Source organism: Mesorhizobium sp. M0106, from assembly GCF_040322715.1.
Lineage (GTDB): Bacteria > Pseudomonadota > Alphaproteobacteria > Rhizobiales > Rhizobiaceae > Mesorhizobium.
The window spans coordinates 13659-31174 of record NZ_JAMYUA010000016.1 but is presented as its reverse complement, the minus strand read 5'-3'; the positions used below and the strand labels follow the sequence as shown (position 1 = coordinate 31174).

The following is a 17516-nucleotide window of genomic DNA, read 5'->3' as shown; positions in this document are numbered from 1 at the left end:
TCAACCGCGCTGCGCGGCCTGCTCGTCGCGCTGGCGCTGCACCTCGCGGCGTTTGTTTGCGAGCGAAGCGATGATCACACCAACTGCGACGACCGCGATCAAGATCGTGCAGGCTGCGTTGATTTCCGGCGTCACGCCAAGGCGGACCTGGCTGTAGATCTTCATCGGCAGCGTCGTGGCGCCGGGTCCCGAGGTGAAGCTGGCAATAACCAAATCATCGAGCGACAGCGTGAAGGCCAGCATCCAGCCGGAGACGATAGCCGGCATGATGACCGGCAGCGTGATCTGGAAGAAGGTCTTCACCGGTGGCGCACCGAGGTCCATCGCGGCCTCTTCCAGCGAACGATCGAAAGTGATCAGGCGCGACTGAACCACCACCGCAACGAAGCACATGGTCAGCGTGGTGTGGGCAAGCGTCACCGTCAGAAAGCCGCGGTCGAGGCCGACGGCGACGAAGAGCAGCAGCAGCGACAGGCCGGTGATGACTTCCGGCATGACCAGCGGCGCAAACACCATGCCGGAAAACAGAAGCCGGCCGCGAAAGCGCGTGTAGCGTGTCAAGGTGAGCGCCGCCAGCGTGCCGAGCACGGTTGCCACGCTTGCCGAGATGACGCCGACGCGGGCCGTCACCCAGGTGGCGTCCATCAGACCCCGGTTGTGGAACAGCGACACGTACCATTTCGTCGAGAAGCCACCCCAGACGGTGACCAGCTTCGATTCGTTGAAAGAGAACACAACGAGCAGGACGATCGGCAGGTAAAGAAAGGCAAAGCCGAGCACGATCGAAATGATGTTGAAGCGGCTCCAGGTCGCGTTCATTGGTCCTGCTCCTGGGTGCGCGCCTGGGCTCGCTGGAAGAGCATGATCGGCACGATCAGCAGCAGCAGCAAGATGACGGCGACGGCGGACGACACCGGCCAGTCGCGGTTGCCGAAGAACTCGTTCCATAGCGTCCTGCCGATCATCAGCGTCTGCGAGCCGCCGAGCAGATCGGGAATGACGAACTCGCCGACGGCGGGAATGAACACCAGAAGGCAGCCGGCGATGACGCCGGGCAGCGACAGCGGGAAGGTGATCTTCCAGAAGGCGCTGGTCGGCGGACAGCCGAGATCCTTGGCGGCCTCGATCAGCGAATTGTCCATCTTCTCCAAGGCCGAATAGAGCGGCAGCACCATGAACGGCAGATAGGAGTAGACGATGCCGATGAAGATCGCCGTGTAGGTGTTGAGGATGATCAGCCGATGGCTGATGATGCCGGTGGCGAGCAGCAGCTCATTGAGCAGGCCCTCGGGCTTGAGAATGCCGATCCAGGCATAGACGCGGATCAGGAACGAGGTCCAGAACGGCAGGATCACCAGCATCAGCAAGGTCGGGCGGATCGTCGCCGGAGCGCGCGCCATGCCATAGGCTATGGGATAGCCGATCAACAATGTCAGGACGGTCGAAATGGCGGCGACGATGACGCTCGTCACATAGGCGTTGAAGTAGAGCGCATCCTGCGTCAGCAAGATGTAGTTGTCGAAATTGAGGGTGCCAAACCACGCGATAACCCCGGAAATGCCGCCGCGGAAATCGAGCACCGGCGTGTAGGGAGGCATGGCGATCGCCGTCTGCGACAGCGAAATCTTGAAGACAATGATGAAAGGGACGAGAAAGAAGAACAGCAGCCAGAGGTAGGGGATGATGATGACGAGCCGGCTAACGAACGCCGCTCCCAGCCTGACCAAGGCGGATTTGCCGGCAGCGCTTGCCGGAGAGCTTGTTGCGGCGGTGACAGCGGACATGATCAGTCTCTACCGTGTCAGGACGACGCCGGCGTCGGGGCGGAAAGAAACCCAGGCGCGGTCGTTCCAGGTCAATGGGTCCTCGGTGAGGCGTGCCGCGTTCATGGTGCTCGCCCGCACCACCTGACCGTCGTCCAGCCTGACGTGATAGACGGTCATGTCGCCGAGATAGGCTATGTCGTAGACCTCGCCCTCGATGGCGTTGACGGCACCGGCCGGTTTTATGGAGGACACCTTGATCTTCTCCGGCCTGATGGCGAAGGTGACGGATGTCCCGGCCGCGGCACTGCCGGCATTTTCGGTCCGGATGGTGATGCCGTTGCCGGCATCGATGCTCGCGCTGCCGGCCTCGCCAGCCGCGATCTTGCCGTCGAACATATTCACATTGCCGACGAAGCCGGCGACGAAGCGGGAACCCGGCGCCTCGTAGACCTCGGCCGGCGTCGCCACCTGCATCACCTCGCCCTTGTCGATGATGGCGATGCGGTCGGCCATCGTCATCGCCTCTTCCTGATCATGGGTGACGACGACGAAGGTGAGGCCGAGGTTCTGCTGCAGGTCCATCAGCTCGAACTGGGTTTCCTCGCGCAGCTTCTTGTCCAGCGCACCAAGCGGCTCGTCGAGCAGCAGGACTTTCGGCCGCTTGGCCACCGAGCGCGCGAGCGCGACGCGCTGGCGCTGGCCACCCGACAATTGGTGCGGTTTGCGCTTGGCGAACTGCTCGAGCTTGACCAGCTTCAGCATCTCGGCGACGCGCTTGTCGATGTCGGCCTTGGCCATGCCTTCCTGCTTGAGGCCGAAGGCGATGTTGTTCTCGACCGTCATGTGCGGAAACAAGGCGTAGGACTGGAACATCATGTTGACCGGCCGCCGGTAGGGCGGAATGCCGCGCAGATCCTGGCCGTCGAGCAGGATGCGGCCGGCGGTCGGCTCCTCGAAGCCGGCAAGCATCCTGAGCAGTGTCGATTTCCCGCAGCCTGAGGCCCCGAGCAGGGCAAAGAATTCGCGTTCGAAAATGGTCAGCGACAGGTTGTTGACCGCTGTGAACTCACCGAATTTCTTGGTAACGTTGTCGAACTGGATGTATGGCTTGGCGTTCGGATCGTTCCATGGCGCAAAATCCCTGCGGATGCTGCCAAGCGATTTCATGTCCCACTCCGTCCTGCTGCTTGCCCCATGAGAAAGCGGCCCCGGCAACGGCTGCCGGGGCCTGGTCAGATTGCTATTGGCCGGTGACGATCTTGGTCCAGGTGCGGGTGATGATGCGCTGGGTCTTGGGATCGTAAGGCGATACGGTGTAGAGCTTCTGCAAGGTGGCTGCATCCGGATAGATCGCCGGATCTTCCAGGATCGCCTTGTCGATGAACTGCTGCGAAGCCTTGTTGCCGTTGGCATAGAGCACATAGTTCGACGATTTGGCGATCACTTCGGGCTTCATCATGTAGTTCAGGAACTCATGCGCTTCGGCGACATGCGGCGCATCGGCCGGGATCGCCATCTGGTCGAACCACATCTGGGCACCTTCCTTCGGCACGGAGTAGCCGATCTCGACGCCCTGCTTGGCTTCGTCGGCGCGGTTGCGGGCCTGGAAGACGTCACCCGACCAGCCGACCGCCAGGCAGATGTCGCCATTGGCGAGGGCGTTGATGTATTCGGACGAGTGGAACTTGCGGATATAGGGCCGGACCTTCAGCAAAGTGTCTTCGGCCTTGGCAATCTCATCGGGCGACGTGCTGTTCGGATCGAGGCCCAGATATTTCAGTGCCGCCGGTATGATGTCGGCCGGCGAATCCAGCACATAGACGCCGCAGTCCTTCAATTTGGCCAGGCTTTCGGGATTGAAGAACACGTCCCAGCTGTCGATCTTGTCGGTGCCGAGCGCTGCCTGCACCTTCTTGATGTTGTAGCCGATGCCGACCGTACCCCACATGTAGTTGATCGAATATTCGTTGCCGGGATCATATTTGGCGGTCCGTTCCATGACCGTGTCCCACATATTTGAAATGTTCGGCAGTTTCGACCTGTCGAGCTTCTGGAACACACCCGCCTGGATCTGGCGTGCAAGGAAATTGCCGCTGGGCACGACGACATCGTAGCCGCTGCCGCCGGCGAGCAGTTTCGTTTCCAGGATCTCGTTGGAATCGAAAGTGTCGTAGACGACCTTGATGCCGGTTTCCTTGGTGAAGTCGTCGATGATCGAACTGTCGATATAGTCCGACCAGTTGAAGACATTGACGACGCGATCCTCGGCATGCGCGCCCAAGGTGAAAACTGCCAGAAACGCCGAAGTCGCCGAAAGCCAGAGCGCTTTGCGGGTCATGCTATTCTCCTTTGATGAGTGTTCCGTCGCCAGCTCGTCGCGGCGTCCGCGCGGCTGGGCATTTGCTGCAGGGTATTGGGCTTGCAGGCAGGCGACAAGCGCGAATTGCCGGCGCCATTATCGTTCGGCGGCGAGCCGACAGCGAAGACCTGGCGTGGCGTTGGTGGTGTTCCGACGCCGTCGGAAGCTTTCGCTACGGCGCGGGCAGGGAGACGACGATATTGTCCGGCCTCGATGCGGCCGGCATGGAGACTTGGCAAGATACGCCTGTCTTGTTGTTGCCGTGATCGCAGCCTGCCCGCGCGGCTGCGACGTTGTCAATGGCTCATCTCGCTTTGACGCGCGCACTGCACCAATTAGGTGACGGCACACCGGTGACGCCCGCTCGCGCGGGCCTCGTCTGACGCTTGAACTCGAGCCCGATATGGACGAGCAGCGCGGTGACCACGACCGCACCGCCGACGATGGTGCGCGCCGACGGCACCTCGGAATGGATGAGCCAGACCCAGATCGGGCCAAGGATCGGTTCGAACGTGCCGAGCAGCGCGGCGACGGCGGCCGGAACAAGCCGGGCTCCGGTGGCGAAGAAGGCGAGACCGAGTCCCAGATTGATCACGCCAAAGGCAAAGAGGAAGCCCATATCATGGCTGGAGACGCCCAGCGCCGACGCCTGCGATGCCGCAAAGGCGGCCGCCAGCATCGTGCCGAGGCAGGTCGCAGGCGTCATGCGCACATGGGCAAAGCGGCGCGTGATGACGGTGGCGATCGAGAACATGACAGCGATGAGCAGCGCCAGCCCGTCGCCGATTGGCGACACCGCGCCATCGAGCGATTCCGACACCATGATGGCGACGCCGACAATAACGGCGGTGATCGCCACCCAGGTCGCCACCGCCACCCGTTCGCGAAACAGCGCCCAGGCAAACAGCGCCGCCAGAAGCGGCACGCCGGCCTGCATCAACAGGATGTTGGCGACGGTGGTATAGGCAAGCGCCACGACGAAAGAGGTCGACGCCGTGGCGAAGCAGAACGCGACCGCAAGGCCGGCCAGGCCCATGCCGCGAAACAGCTTCAGCGTGCCACGCCAGCCGTCGCGCCAGACCATGAAGCAGAGCAGGAAGGCGGCGGCCCAGACCGAGCGCCAGAACACCACCGTCCAGCTGTCGGCGTTGTCGATGAAGCGCGCAATGCTGCCGCCGAAGCTCCACATCAACGCCGACAGGAATACCAGCAGGAAGCCGACGCGTTCCCCTTGCGGCGACACGATCGGCGAAGCGGCAACCGGAGATGATGCGGTATCGGTCATGGGTACGACTGTCGGCGAATTCGGAGCAGCACGATGTGCAATGGACGACAGAGACGTGCCTAATTCGCGTAACGCAAAGCAGAAGGCCGGGCGTGATCCAGTTCGATGTTCCGTTTGGCGCACTGATGAGGGCGCCTCGCCCCTCGCCCGGCGATGATCCGAGGCGACTTGTCGATGATGCGTTACGAGGTGCTCTTGTTGCCGCGGATAAAACGCCAGAGACCGGCCAGCGGAATCAGCAGGAGCAGGCCAAACTTTTTCAGCGCGATCAGCGCCACGACCAGAAAACCTGCTTTCGCCGCCAGCTTGCCGGCAATCAGGCCACCGACGCCAATCGCCGCAACCGTATCGACGCCCGGCACGAAATCGGCGTATGTCTTGCCGGTATTGAAGTCCGCGAGGCCAAGCACCTCATCCAGGCTTTGCCTTATCTCCGGCAATTGTTCCACCGTAGCGATATAGCTCATCACGAAGACGCCCTCCCTGCCAAGGAAACGGACGTCGTAGTTGAGCGTATGTGCGGCATCGTTGCCAAATTGCAGCTCCTTGGCCCAGTGCAGGCGCTTGTGGGCCGCGTCATAAACCGGCGGCGACGCCCAGCCGATCAGCGTAATGGGCGCATAGCCATCCTTTACCCTCTGATCGTTGCCGGACAGAGTGTCTGACTGCATGTTGCGCAGCAGTTCATTGTAATCGATGGACGCGGCGTCGCTGTCGTCGACGTAACCGATCTTTTCCCAGCGCAGCTCTATTCCCCAATTGTTCTCGGCAATGGGGTCATTGCTGACTGGAAAGATCATGCCGAGCGCTTCGGAAGCGGCTTCGGGTGGATTGCCCCAGGCCTCCGTCAGGACGGCGGCGGTATCTTTCTTGTTCAGAAAATAGAATTTGTCCTTGAGGTCCAGGTGCACGCCTTCGGCAAGGTCTATCGCGCCAGTCTTCGGATCGATCTTGTCCAGGAACGCTTTGCCGGCGTCATTATACTGTTGATAGGATTTGAAGAAGTCCGCGGACTTTTCCGCAAATGCGGGGCAGATCGAAGAGGCAAGCACCAAGCCAAGCCAAAAAAACGTCCTGCCCATCCCTGATCCCCCGATCGTCGCCCAATTCGTCTTTTGATATCTCACGGCCGATGCTGAATCAATACTTCGACGATCAATGTCCCAAGGGACAGCTTGTTATTTTCCTGCCGTGAAACCGCGCATGATCTTCTCTGACACGGCCTCACTGGAAATCGAATGCCGACAGTCCAGTCACCATTTCGTCGAGGCCGAGCGGGCGTGTAACGGGTGGCTCGGCGCGGGCGAGGCAGCCGATGCGTTCGCACAGCCGGCAGGCAGGGCCGACCGGCGTCGCCAGCGCAGCGGCGCTCTGTCCGGTCTTGCCGATGGCGGCCGGCCCCGGCAATGCCGCTCCATAGACGACCTCGTCGCGAAAACCGATGTCGCAGCCGAGCAACAGCGCCGTGCGCCGCGGGCGCTCGGCAAACGAGCCCTGCGGCCCTTCGAGCGTGCGGGCCATGCAGAGGAACGCCGCACCGTCGGGCATTTCCACTGCCTCGACCAGGATCTGGCCGGGCTGGGCGAAGGCGGCATGGACCGGCAGCTTCGGGCAGCCGCCGCCGAAGCGGCTTTGCGGAAAGCCGTGGCTGCCCGCCTTGCGGAACCGATTGCCGGCACTGTCGACCTCGAGCATGAAGAACGGCACACCCGACGCATCCGGCCGCTGCAGCGTGGTCAGCCGGTTCGCCGCCTGCTCGAAAGAGACGCCGAAGCGCGACCGCAACATGTCGATGTCATAGCGGGCACGGACCGCAGCGGCGCGAAAAGGTTGATAAGGCATCATCAGAGCGTGCGCGGCATAGCGGCCGAACTCGAAACGTGCCAGCCGGCGGGCTTCGTCCGTGGTCAGCTTCAGCACCTGGATCTCGGCAGCTACAGCGACGCTCATGCGGATCAGGCAGGCCTCCATCGCCACCTCGCGCAGTTGATCGAATGGCGACAGCCGCTCGGACAGGAACAGGCGCTGCGAGTGACGGTCATAGCGACGCCGCCAGTGGGGCATGGTGGCGACCGGCAGTACCTTGACGACGATGCCGAATTCACGCCGCAGCCAAGCCTTCAACGCACTGAACAGATCGTCGCCGGGATCGAGCACCGACGTGAATGCCTCGGCTTCCTCTTCGAGCGCGGCAAAATGGTTCGGCCGGCGTTCGAAAATCTCATGCACCTCGTCGATCGGCAGCCTGGCACCGGAGAGGGCGGTGGCCTTGCCCTCACGCGCGAGCAGCTCGTTGATATCCGACAATCGCTCGGCCTGCTCGCGATAGGCGCGAAACAGCTTTATGACAGCGGCGGAAGCGTTTGGCGCCGCCTCGGAAAGCTCGATGAGTTCCTGGTCGCCCGGCAGTTCGCCGGCCAGCAACGGATCTGAAAACACTTCCTTCAAATCGGCGACCGACCCCCTCGCCTCGCCCTGCAATTCATGTGGGTCGACCTTGTAGACGGATGCCAGCCTCAGGATCAGTTGCACCGTCAGCGGCCGCTGGTTGCGCTCGATGAGATTGAGATAGGACGGCGAGATGCCGAGCCCTTCGGCCATCGCCGTCTGGGTCAGCCCCTTGGCGTTGCGGATGCGACGAATGCGCGGCCCGGCAAAGATTTTGTGGTCGGCCAATCGAGTTTCCTTGACAGAAATTTACATCCGCCGATGGCATGGCTGTCTTTACAATCATGACAGATTTACAGCTCTCATCAGTCAAACACAACACAGGTTTTCCCTTATTTTATGACTGATCAGGAGGTTTACCTCGCTTGCGTCGTGCCGACGTGTAAATGGTGTCACACATATGGCGCACATATTTTCCCTCTGCGACGCCTTCCTAAACCGGCATCAAAACCGCCTGGAGTGATCAATGACCGACTTTTACAACCTCGTCCCGTCGGCGCCGCAAGGCCGCTTTGATGGCATCGAAAGGCCCTATTCGCCGGACGACGTGAAGCGGCTGCGCGGCTCGGTGCAGATCCGGCAGAGCCTCGCCGAAATGGGGGCAAACCGGCTGTGGCAGCTCATCCATGAAGAGGATTTCGTCAACGCGCTGGGTGCCATGTCGGGCAACCAGGCGATGCAGCAGGTGCGGGCCGGGCTGAAAGCGATCTATCTGTCAGGATGGCAGGTCGCCGCCGATGCCAACACCGCTTCTGCCATGTACCCGGACCAGTCGATTTATCCCGCAAATGCCGCGCCCGAACTGGTCAAGCGCATAAACCGCACCTTACAGCGCGCCGACCAGATCGAGACTTCGGAAGGCAACGGGCTGTCGGTCGACACCTGGTTCGCGCCGATCGTCGCCGACGCGGAAGCCGGCTTCGGCGGGCCGCTCAACGCCTTCGAGATCATGAAGGCGTTCATCGAGGCGGGTGCGGCCGGCGTCCATTACGAGGACCAGCTGGCTTCGGAGAAGAAATGCGGCCATCTCGGCGGCAAGGTACTGATCCCGACCGCCGCACACATCCGTAACCTCAACGCGGCGCGGCTTGCCGCCGACGTCATGGGCACGCCGACGCTGGTCGTGGCGCGCACCGACGCTGAAGCGGCAAAGCTCTTGACCTCCGACATCGACGAACGCGACCGGCCCTTCGTCGATTATGGCGCCGGCCGCACCGCGGAGGGCTTCTACCATGTCAGCAACGGCATCGAGCCCTGTATCGCCCGCGCCGTCGCCTATGCGCCCTATGCGGACCTGATCTGGTGTGAGACCTCCAGGCCCGATCTGGCGCAGGCCAGGACGTTTGCCGAGGGCGTGCGCAAGCATCATCCAGGCAAGCTGCTTGCCTATAATTGCTCGCCGTCTTTCAACTGGAAGAAGAATCTCGATGACGCGACGATTGCGAAATTCCAGAAGGAACTCGGCGCCATGGGTTACAAGTTCCAGTTCATTACGCTGGCCGGTTTCCACCAGCTCAATTTCGGCATGTTCGAGCTCGCCCGCGGCTACAAGGAGCGGCAGATGGCAGCCTATTCGGAACTGCAGGAGGCGGAATTCGCCGCGGAAGCCAATGGCTACACCGCCACCAAGCACCAGCGCGAGGTCGGCACCGGCTATTTCGACGCCGTCTCAATGGCGATCACCGGTGGCCAGTCTTCGACCACGGCCATGCATGGATCGACCGAGCACGCCCAGTTCAGGCCGGCGGCGGAATAGCAGGGCAGCAGACAGACTGAGGAAACGCCCAAACGGGCATGGCAACACAACAGGCATGGCAACACAGGGAGAAGACCAATGGCTTCGATAAGCCGCGTCAAGGAACGGGCCGAAGAGCAGGCCACCAGCATGAATGTCGACCAGCAGGCAACCATCCGAATGCTGGCGAACGATCTGCACAGGCTCAATCAGTCGGTGATGAAGGCGGTCGAGGCCGGCGTCTCGGTCGAGCTGGTGCGCTCGGCACGACACCATGGCGGCGACGGCAACTGGGGAGATCTGCTGATCCCGGTCATCGTCACGCAGCGTAGCCACGACAGACAAACTCGATAGCACCGCGCCTCTTTTGAGCGCATGCTATCGCACCTTGCACGCCGCGGCTTTGCCTAATCCGGCAGAGCCGCTAATGCAACGATTTCAATGACAAGATCAGGCTGCGCAAGCGCTGCAACGCCAATAACTTCCGAGGGCGGCGGGTTGTTGTAGCTGCAGTGCTTCGGGCAGTGCACGGCAAAGAATTCGTCCAGGACATCCAGGCGAAAATTGGGAGAGCTCAGCACGCCGCCATCGGGAAATGGCCCCTTAACAAAGAAGGTCAGCCTGATGAGATGGTCGAGCGCACTGCCAAGCTCTTCCAGATCTGATTTGATGTTGGTGAGAATTGCGCGCCACTGCGCGGCCGCATCGCCAACGGCGCCGCCGCCGCTTTTGCCGATCGGATCGTAGTCCTCGGCGGTCGCGGTGTTTCCGGAAAGGTAGACAGACCCCTTTGCGCCGGTAACGACCGTACCCTTTCCCCATGGCATCAACCGGCCATTTTTGAATTTCTTGTGAGTCACGAGTTCCATTGTCATCTCCCGTCGATCAAAGAGACGTGCTTAGCCGACGAGGAAAGGGTAGTCCGGCGAGGCGATCCGACAAGCTCGCGACAGGCCTGACTCGCCTTCGTCCAACCTTACGTCAACCCGGCTACGGCTGCGTAGTTGGTGCGTTCGCGCTGCACAGCCAAACTTAGCTGAGCCTGCCCGGTTGTGGTGGCAGCTTCTTCTTCGGGCGACGGCAAAGAAAAGCACTTAATTTTAATTTTAATGTTTCTTGCGATATTCTCCTGATACGCCATTTGAGCTTGACATGAGCAGTTATCTCACGCCAATTACCTCTCGAGTTTCAACCCTGCATTGAAACATTGAACAACGGCCTGCCCCGCCATGTGCCCAGCGAATCGCGATATCGAGACTGCAAAACAGCTGCCTTTCGTCAGCCGGGACATGGAGACGCGGATGCTCCCGGATTTCTCGCGGGTGCTGGTGGTCGGAAAATCACCGATCAACCGCGTCGTGGTTTCAAAAATCGTGGAGCGGTCCGGCCTCAAACCGATCTCGGAAACTCCCGAAACCGCGGCAAAGGCCTTGCACGCGCTGATTCCCGGGACTGTCGTTCTCGACGGCGGTGCGGAGAATGGGGACTGCGACGCCTTGCTGTCGGGTATCGATGCACTGCGAAGGGCGTCAGGCAGATCGCTTCCGTCGGTGATCCTGCTTTCAGTCAAGACCGGCACGCCGGAGAGCCTGGGCCTGTCCAGCGTCATCGATGCAGTGGTCGTCAAGCCGATCACCACCGAACGGCTGCAGCCGGTGATCGACCGGCTGATCGCAATTAGCCGCAATTGACGCCTACCGTGATGCCTCGGCTGCCGACCTGATCAATCAATCTCGCCGATACGCTCGATCAAGCCCGGCAGTTCACCGAGATTGGCTATCTGGCGAAAGCGTGGTGCCGAGACCGGCGGCTCGACATGTTCCAGCACCCAGGTCAGATCATGCGGAACGTGGATGCCCCAACTGCCGGCTTCGATGGCCGGCACGACGTCCGATTTGAGCGAGTTGCCGACCATCATGCCCTTTTCCGGGCCGTCGCCGTGGCGGCTGAAGATGCGGCTATAGGTGGCCGCGCTCTTGTCGCTGACGATCTCGACGGCATCAAACAGCTCGCCCAGCCCGGATTGCGCGAGCTTGCGTTCCTGGTCGAACAGGTCGCCCTTGGTGATCAGCACCAGGCGGTAGGCGCCGGCCAGCTTTTCCACGGTTTCGCGCGCATGCGGAAGCGGCTCGATCGGATGGCTGAGCATCTCGCGGCCCGCGGCGAGAATTTCGGCGATAGTCGAGGCCCGCACCTGGCCGTTGGTGACGTCGATCGCCGTCTCGATCATCGACAGCGTGAACCCCTTGATGCCGAAGCCGTAGACCGCGAGGTTGCGCTTCTCGGCCTCCAGCAATCTTGCTGAAATCCGGTCCTCCTCGGCGTGATCGGCGAGCAGTGCGGCAAAGCGCTGCTCGGTCACGCGGAAGAACTGTTCGTTCTGCCACAGCGTGTCATCGGCGTCGAAGCCGATCGTCGTCAGTTTGCGGCTGTGTTGCATGCGGCCCATTAATTGCAGCGTTGCGGGATGCCGACCCTAAACCATGAGGGTTTTATCCGGAAGTCGTTGTGTTCCCCCGGTTATCGAGGCGGACGCCAGCCGGCTCCCCTTTCCTTTCGTCGTCGGCAACGGCTATACTCCACAATCTGCAACAAATCTGGTGATTGATGCCGCCTGCAAAAAAGGAAGTCCGTCCGTCGAGCCGCGGAGGACGCGCCCGCACACCTGCCTTCGTGAAAAACCAACGTGGCGTCAAGAACTGGAAGGAAGTCAGCGCCTGGCTGGAATGGCGCGGCATCGAAGATATCGAATGCATCACACCCGACCAGGCCGGGGTTGCGCGCGGCAAGATGATGCCGTCGAAGAAGTTCACCTCCAACACCTCGCTGGCGCTGCCTTCGGCGGTGTTCATGACAACGATTTCCGGCGGCTATCCGGAGGACGGCAACGGCTTCCATTATCCGGAGGACGACGGCGACCTCAAGCTGATGCCTGACCTCTCGACGCTGACGGTGGTGCCGTGGGAGGAGGACCCTACCGCGGCGGTTATCTGCGACCTCGTCCACCAGGACGGCCGCTCGGTCGAGTTCACGCCGCGCAACGTGCTGAAGCGCGTGCTTGCCGCCTATGACAAGCGTGGGCTGAGGCCGGTCGTGGCACCCGAGATCGAGTTCTACCTGGTGCGCAAGAACCCCGATCCGGACTATCCGCTGACCCCGCCGGTAGGTCGATCGGGACGGCCGATCGGCGGCGGTGCCGGCTATTCGATCGCCGGGGTCAACGAATTCGACGAACTGATCGACGACATCTACCATTTCTCCGAAAGCCAGGGCCTGGAGATCGACACGCTGATCCACGAGGAGGGCGCCGGCCAGCTCGAAATCAATCTGCGTCACGGCGATCCGATCGAACTCGCCGACCAGGTGTTCATGTTCAAGCGCACCATCCGCGAGGCGGCGCTCAAGCACGAAATCTACGCCACATTCATGGCCAAGCCGATCCAGGGGCAGCCCGGTTCGGCCATGCATATCCATCAGTCGATCATCGACAAGAAGACCGGCAAGAACGTCTTTTCGGCAGAGGACGGCTCGGAGACCGAGGCCTTCTTCCATTTCATCGGCGGCATGCAGAAACATGTGCCGAACGCGCTGGTGATGTTTGCGCCCTACGTCAATTCCTACCGGCGGCTGACGCAGTCGGCCTCGGCGCCGGTCAACAACAAATGGGGCTACGACAACCGCACCACGGCCTTCCGCGTGCCCCGCTCCGACCCGGCGGCGCGGCGCGTCGAAAACCGCATTCCCTCCTCTGACGCCAACCCCTATCTGGCGATGGCGGCATCGCTCGCCTGCGGGCTGATCGGCATGACCAACAAGATCCAGGCCGAGCCGCCGGTTCTGACGACCGCCAACGAGGACCAGATCGACCTGCCGCGCAGCCTGCTCGAAGCCGTCGACCTGTTCGAGGCCGACGAGGAACTCTGCGCCCTGCTCGGCAAGTCATTTGCCGCCACCTATGCGGCGATCAAGCGAGCGGAATTCGAGACCTTCATGGAAGTGATCAGCCCGTGGGAGAGGGAGTATTTGCTGCTGAATGTGTAGTAGGGGAGTAGGGGAGTAGGGGAGTAGGGACGAATGGCTGAGAAAACGGGTTCCTACGAGGATTTGATAGTCTGGCAGCAGGCAATGGACCTTGCTGTGGCCGTTTACGGCGCGACGAAATCATGGCCCAAGGAAGAACTTTATGGACTCACCAGCCAAGTGCGGCGCGCTGCAAGCTCGGTGCCATCGAACATTGCGGAGGGATATGGCAGAGAGATCCGAGGTTCCTATCAACAATTTCTCCGTATCGCTCAAGGATCATTGAAGGAACTGGAAACTCAGCTTCTGATCGCCGAGCGTACCTGCATCGCGCCGAAGGCGACGGCGGCTTCATTGTTGGCGAGTACCGAAAGCGTTGGGAAGCTTCTTCGCCTCCTGATCCGCAAACGGTCACCCGACTAGCTCCCTACTCCCCTACTCCCCTACTCCCCTACTCCCCTACTCCCCTACTCCCCTAGCCGAGCATCATGACCTACCAATCCCCAATCTCCCCCGGCCGCTCCTGGTACGAAGACACGGCCGGGCCAAGGCCAGAATATCCGGCGCTCGACGGCGACCGGACATGCGATGTGGTGATTGTCGGCGGCGGCTTTACCGGTCTGTCGGCGGCGGCTCATCTCGCCAAGACAGGCGCGGATGTCGTACTTATCGAAACGCATCGTTTCGGTGACGGCGCATCGGGCCGCAATGGTGGCCAGCTCGGCACCGGACAACGGGCCTGGGCAGAGGAACTGGAAGCGGAATACGGCTTTTCCCGCGCCAAGGCGCTGTTCGACCTTGCCGAAGAGGCCAAGGCGCACCTGCTCGACTTTGCCGCGATGCACCAGATCGAGATCGACTATATGCCCGGCCAGATGTCGGTGGCGCACAAGAAGCGCTATGTCGACGACTACAAGGCGCATGCCGAGATCATGGCAAACCGGTTCGGTTATCCGCACATCTCATTCATGGATGCCGCGGAGACTGCCGAGCGGCTCGGCTCGACGCATTATTTCGGCGGCACCCGCGACACCGGCACCGGCCATGTCCATCCGCTGAAGCTGGTGATCGGCACCGCGAAAGTCGCGGCAGAGGCCGGCGCAAAGCTTTTCGAGCAGACGCCGTCGACCGGCATCACCTCCGGCGGCGGCAAGGTGAGGGTTGTGACGCCGAAGGGCACGATCACCGCCGCTAAATGCCTGATCGGGGTCAACGCCTATGGGGGCACGCTCGAACCGGTGAGTGCCGCGCATATTATGCCGATCGGCTCCTTCATCGGCGCGACGGTACCGCTAGGAGCCGATTCCAAAGTACTGCCGGGTGGCGAGGCGGTCGACGATTCGCGCTTCGTCGTGCGCTATTTCCGCAAATCGAAGGATGGGCGGCTGCTGTTTGGCGGGCGCGAGATCTATGCGGTCAATGATCCCAAGGACATCCACATCCACATCCGCCGGCAGATCGCCGAAATCTATCCGGCACTGAAGGACGTTGAGATCACGCATGGCTGGGGCGGCTATGTCGGCATCACCGTGCCGAGAAAGCCGTTCGTGCGCGAAGTGATGCCCAATGTGACCTCGATCGGCGGTTATTCCGGCCACGGCGTCATGCTGTCGAACTTTTTCGGCAAGGTTTATGCCGAGACGGTCGCCGGCAACCGCGACCGGCTGAAGCTGATCGAGGACCTGAAAATTCCACCCTTCCCCGGCGGCCGGCGTTTGCGCGCGCCACTGCTCTTTCTTGCGCTCAACTGGTACGCGTTGCGGGACAGGATTTGACCAGACGTTGCAGAATCCTTAACGAGGACGCAGAATTCCCGCCAAGGGCGCAGTGATGCCACAATCGCGGGCGAAAGATGATGCTCGTGGGCAGCTGAACGGGGAATTTTTGCGGGCCTGCCCGCTTTTGGTTGGGACCGATGCCGATCGAAATGCCGGCTCTCCGGCATGGGTCGTAAGAACATCGGCCCGCAAATGGAGGTGGCAAGTGTGAGAGAGCCCTTCAGTTTCGGCGCGCCGGAACGACGGCGCCTTGCGATGCAATTCGGTTACGATATGCGGCCGACGTTCTGGCACGGGGTCCGGTCGAACGCGCATCTGGTGATAGCCGCGCTTGGCACGGCCGCACTGCTCGGCGTTGCCGCGGTGGCACTGTGGCTGGCATTGCCGGCAAATGAGCGACAAGCGGCCGCAAGTCCTGAGCAGATCGTTCCGACCATCCCGGTCAAGACGACGAAGATCATGCCTGCCAAGGTTGCTGCGGCGCCGCGGACGACGGGCAAGGCAGATGCGGTTTCCCCAGCGGTGGCCGCAGCGGAAGCCGAGATACCAGCGCTGGCTCCCAATGATCCGCGCTGGACGGGGCCAAAGACGGCATCGGCCGCCGCCACGGCAGCATCCGACCAGCTGGCAAGCCAGACCGAGCAGGCGACCGAAAAATCGTCTGCTTCGGTGGCATTCGCCGACCCGGCAGCAAAACCCGACGCTGCGGCATTGTTTGCCAAGGTCGCGGCTCCCGGCAGCTCAACGAAAAACAGCGGGCCCGATGGCGCGCAGACCGCCGCCATCCCCACGCCCAAGCCGCAACTGCCGACGCAGACCGCGAGCGAAGACGACAACAGCACCAAGGCAAAATCCGGAAAAGCCAATACTGCCGGTACCGGACGCATCCTGAGATCCGTCACCATGCGCACCGGCCCAAAAAAGAATGCGGCCGCCATTCTCACCGTGCCGGCCAAGACATCGGTGCAAGTGATGAGCTGCAAGCAATGGTGCCAGATCGTCTACAACGGCAAGCGCGGCTGGATCTATAAGAGCTACGTCAAAACCGGGGCGTAGGGCCGGCAGAGCGATTGCGGGTCGCTCGCCATCAGCCGGTCCTCCGCCGGATAACCGGACCGTTCAAATACAACGCCCGCCGTCGACTTCCAGCGCCACGCCGGTGATGAAAGCCGCCTCGTCCGAAGCGAGCCAAAGCGCGGCATTGGCTATGTCGAGCGGCGTCGAAAGCCGGCCGAGCGGGATCGACGCGCGGAACTTCTCGCGGATCTCGGGTGTGTCGGCGCCCATGAATTTCGCGAGCATGCCGGTCTCGCCGGCAACTGGGCAGAGGCAGTTGACGCGGATGTTCTTCGGCGCGAGTTCCACCGCCATCGATTTGGTCGCGGTGATCGCCCAGCCCTTCGATGCATTGTACCAAGTGAGGCCGGGCCGCGGTCTGATACCGGCCGTGGAGGCCGTCGTCAGGATGACGCCACCGCCTTGCCGCTCCATCACCGGTACCACGGCAAGCGCTGCGTGGTAGATCGCCTTCATGTTGACTGACGTGATCAGGTCGAAGGTCGCCTCGTCGACTTCCAGCATGTCACCGTTGCGATGGGTATAACCGGCGTTGTTGACCATGATGTCGATGCGGCCGAAGGCGCTCATTGCAGCATGGACCATGTCGTCCAATTCGGACCGCAGCGAGACGTCGGTCTGGGTCCAGATCGCCTTTTCGCCGATCTCGCCGGCAACGCGCTCTGCGCCCTTGGCGTTCAGATCGGCGACGACTACGCGCGCGCCTTCCTCGGCAAAGCGCCTGGCCATGCCCTCGCCAAAACCCGAGGCAGCGCCGGTGATGATGGCGATCTTGTTTTTGAGGCGCATGCTTTTCTCACTCATCGTTGAAGACGATCGCAAACGCGTTTGGCCATGGCCATCGAAAGATGTGTGCCCATTGCCGATTTCTGCTTTGGCTTTCGCCTTGATCCCGCTCTATGCTGCACCTGCGAACGCTGCCGGAAGCATCGCTTGCCGACAAGCCTCCGGCCAGCGCCGGTGTCAAGAGCACACGCGGATGTGACGCAATGGCACTGGCAAGTTTAAATCGATTAGATTATATCAGCCGCGTTATCGCGACCGGCGT

The 17516-nt window shown here is 61.6% G+C and carries 17 protein-coding genes; 7 read left to right on the top strand and 10 right to left on the bottom strand.

Features of this window, described 5'->3' with window-relative positions:
* The 7 genes from NKJ55_RS17225 to NKJ55_RS17195 all read right to left on the bottom strand — a co-directional run bounded on the left by NKJ55_RS17225 (position 1) and on the right by NKJ55_RS17195 (position 8086).
* Positions 1 to 819 carry an ABC transporter permease gene (locus NKJ55_RS17225; RefSeq protein ID WP_023677454.1) on the bottom strand — a complete coding sequence of 273 codons (819 nt, stop codon included), beginning with the start codon at positions 817 to 819 and terminating at the stop codon, positions 1 to 3.
* Positions 816 to 1784, bottom strand: a complete 969-nt coding sequence (locus NKJ55_RS17220; protein ID WP_352450936.1) for an ABC transporter permease subunit — start codon at positions 1782 to 1784, stop codon at positions 816 to 818. The genes NKJ55_RS17225 and NKJ55_RS17220 overlap by 4 nt, the downstream gene beginning before the upstream one ends.
* 9 nt (positions 1785 to 1793) lie before the next feature.
* Positions 1794 to 2933, bottom strand: a complete 1140-nt coding sequence (locus NKJ55_RS17215; protein WP_352450934.1) for an ABC transporter ATP-binding protein — start codon at positions 2931 to 2933, stop codon at positions 1794 to 1796.
* Positions 2934 to 3006: 73 nt separating this feature from the next.
* The gene (locus NKJ55_RS17210; RefSeq protein ID WP_352450933.1) at positions 3007 to 4104 is read right to left on the bottom strand and encodes a polyamine ABC transporter substrate-binding protein; all 1098 of its coding nucleotides are present in this window, start codon (positions 4102 to 4104) and stop codon (positions 3007 to 3009) included.
* A gap of 325 nt (positions 4105 to 4429) precedes the next feature.
* Complete coding sequence (locus tag NKJ55_RS17205; RefSeq protein WP_352450932.1) at positions 4430 to 5410, bottom strand: DMT family transporter; 981 nt, start codon at positions 5408 to 5410, stop codon at positions 4430 to 4432.
* A gap of 182 nt (positions 5411 to 5592) precedes the next feature.
* Positions 5593 to 6492 carry a DUF2167 domain-containing protein gene (locus NKJ55_RS17200; protein ID WP_352450931.1) on the bottom strand — a complete coding sequence of 300 codons (900 nt, stop codon included), beginning with the start codon at positions 6490 to 6492 and terminating at the stop codon, positions 5593 to 5595.
* 142 nt (positions 6493 to 6634) lie between these two features.
* Positions 6635 to 8086 carry a helix-turn-helix domain-containing protein gene (locus NKJ55_RS17195; RefSeq protein WP_352450930.1) on the bottom strand — a complete coding sequence of 484 codons (1452 nt, stop codon included), beginning with the start codon at positions 8084 to 8086 and terminating at the stop codon, positions 6635 to 6637.
* A gap of 238 nt (positions 8087 to 8324) precedes the next feature.
* On the opposite strand from NKJ55_RS17195, the gene aceA reads away from it, so the two are divergent.
* Positions 8325 to 9614: an isocitrate lyase gene (gene aceA, locus NKJ55_RS17190; RefSeq protein WP_352450929.1), complete on the top strand. Its 1290-nt coding sequence runs from the start codon at positions 8325 to 8327 to the stop codon at positions 9612 to 9614.
* 78 nt (positions 9615 to 9692) lie between these two features.
* Entirely contained in the window at positions 9693 to 9947 is a 255-nt protein-coding gene (locus NKJ55_RS17185; RefSeq protein ID WP_023677446.1) for an SMc00767 family acetate metabolism repressor, read from the top strand.
* 53 nt (positions 9948 to 10000) lie between these two features.
* Here NKJ55_RS17185 and NKJ55_RS17180 read toward each other — a convergent pair whose 3' ends face one another.
* On the bottom strand, positions 10001 to 10462 hold the full coding sequence (locus tag NKJ55_RS17180; protein ID WP_352450928.1) for a RidA family protein: 462 nt from the start codon (positions 10460 to 10462) through the stop codon (positions 10001 to 10003).
* Between the two features lie 432 nt (positions 10463 to 10894).
* Here NKJ55_RS17180 and NKJ55_RS17175 point away from each other — a divergent pair, with 432 nt between their 5' ends.
* Positions 10895 to 11284 carry an ANTAR domain-containing protein gene (locus NKJ55_RS17175; protein WP_245274728.1) on the top strand — a complete coding sequence of 130 codons (390 nt, stop codon included), beginning with the start codon at positions 10895 to 10897 and terminating at the stop codon, positions 11282 to 11284.
* Between the two features lie 32 nt (positions 11285 to 11316).
* Here the strand turns inward: NKJ55_RS17175 and NKJ55_RS17170 are convergent, their stop codons facing one another.
* Positions 11317 to 12033 carry an HAD family hydrolase gene (locus NKJ55_RS17170; RefSeq protein ID WP_352450927.1) on the bottom strand — a complete coding sequence of 239 codons (717 nt, stop codon included), beginning with the start codon at positions 12031 to 12033 and terminating at the stop codon, positions 11317 to 11319.
* A gap of 167 nt (positions 12034 to 12200) precedes the next feature.
* Between NKJ55_RS17170 and NKJ55_RS17165 the strand changes: the two genes are divergently transcribed.
* The 4 genes from NKJ55_RS17165 (at position 12201) to NKJ55_RS17150 (ending at position 16447) form a co-directional block, all read left to right on the top strand.
* Positions 12201 to 13634 (top strand): glutamine synthetase family protein, encoded by a 1434-nt coding sequence (locus NKJ55_RS17165; RefSeq protein ID WP_352450926.1) that lies wholly within the window; start codon positions 12201 to 12203, stop codon positions 13632 to 13634.
* A gap of 33 nt (positions 13635 to 13667) precedes the next feature.
* Positions 13668 to 14036: a four helix bundle protein gene (locus NKJ55_RS17160; protein ID WP_352450925.1), complete on the top strand. Its 369-nt coding sequence runs from the start codon at positions 13668 to 13670 to the stop codon at positions 14034 to 14036.
* Positions 14037 to 14101: 65 nt separating this feature from the next.
* Positions 14102 to 15388 (top strand): NAD(P)/FAD-dependent oxidoreductase, encoded by a 1287-nt coding sequence (locus NKJ55_RS17155; protein WP_352450924.1) that lies wholly within the window; start codon positions 14102 to 14104, stop codon positions 15386 to 15388.
* Positions 15389 to 15646: 258 nt separating this feature from the next.
* Positions 15647 to 16447 (top strand): SH3 domain-containing protein, encoded by an 801-nt coding sequence (locus NKJ55_RS17150; protein WP_352450923.1) that lies wholly within the window; start codon positions 15647 to 15649, stop codon positions 16445 to 16447.
* A gap of 63 nt (positions 16448 to 16510) precedes the next feature.
* Here the strand turns inward: NKJ55_RS17150 and NKJ55_RS17145 are convergent, their stop codons facing one another.
* Positions 16511 to 17257 carry an SDR family oxidoreductase gene (locus tag NKJ55_RS17145; RefSeq protein WP_352450922.1) on the bottom strand — a complete coding sequence of 249 codons (747 nt, stop codon included), beginning with the start codon at positions 17255 to 17257 and terminating at the stop codon, positions 16511 to 16513.
* Positions 17258 to 17516 lie beyond the last annotated feature (259 nt).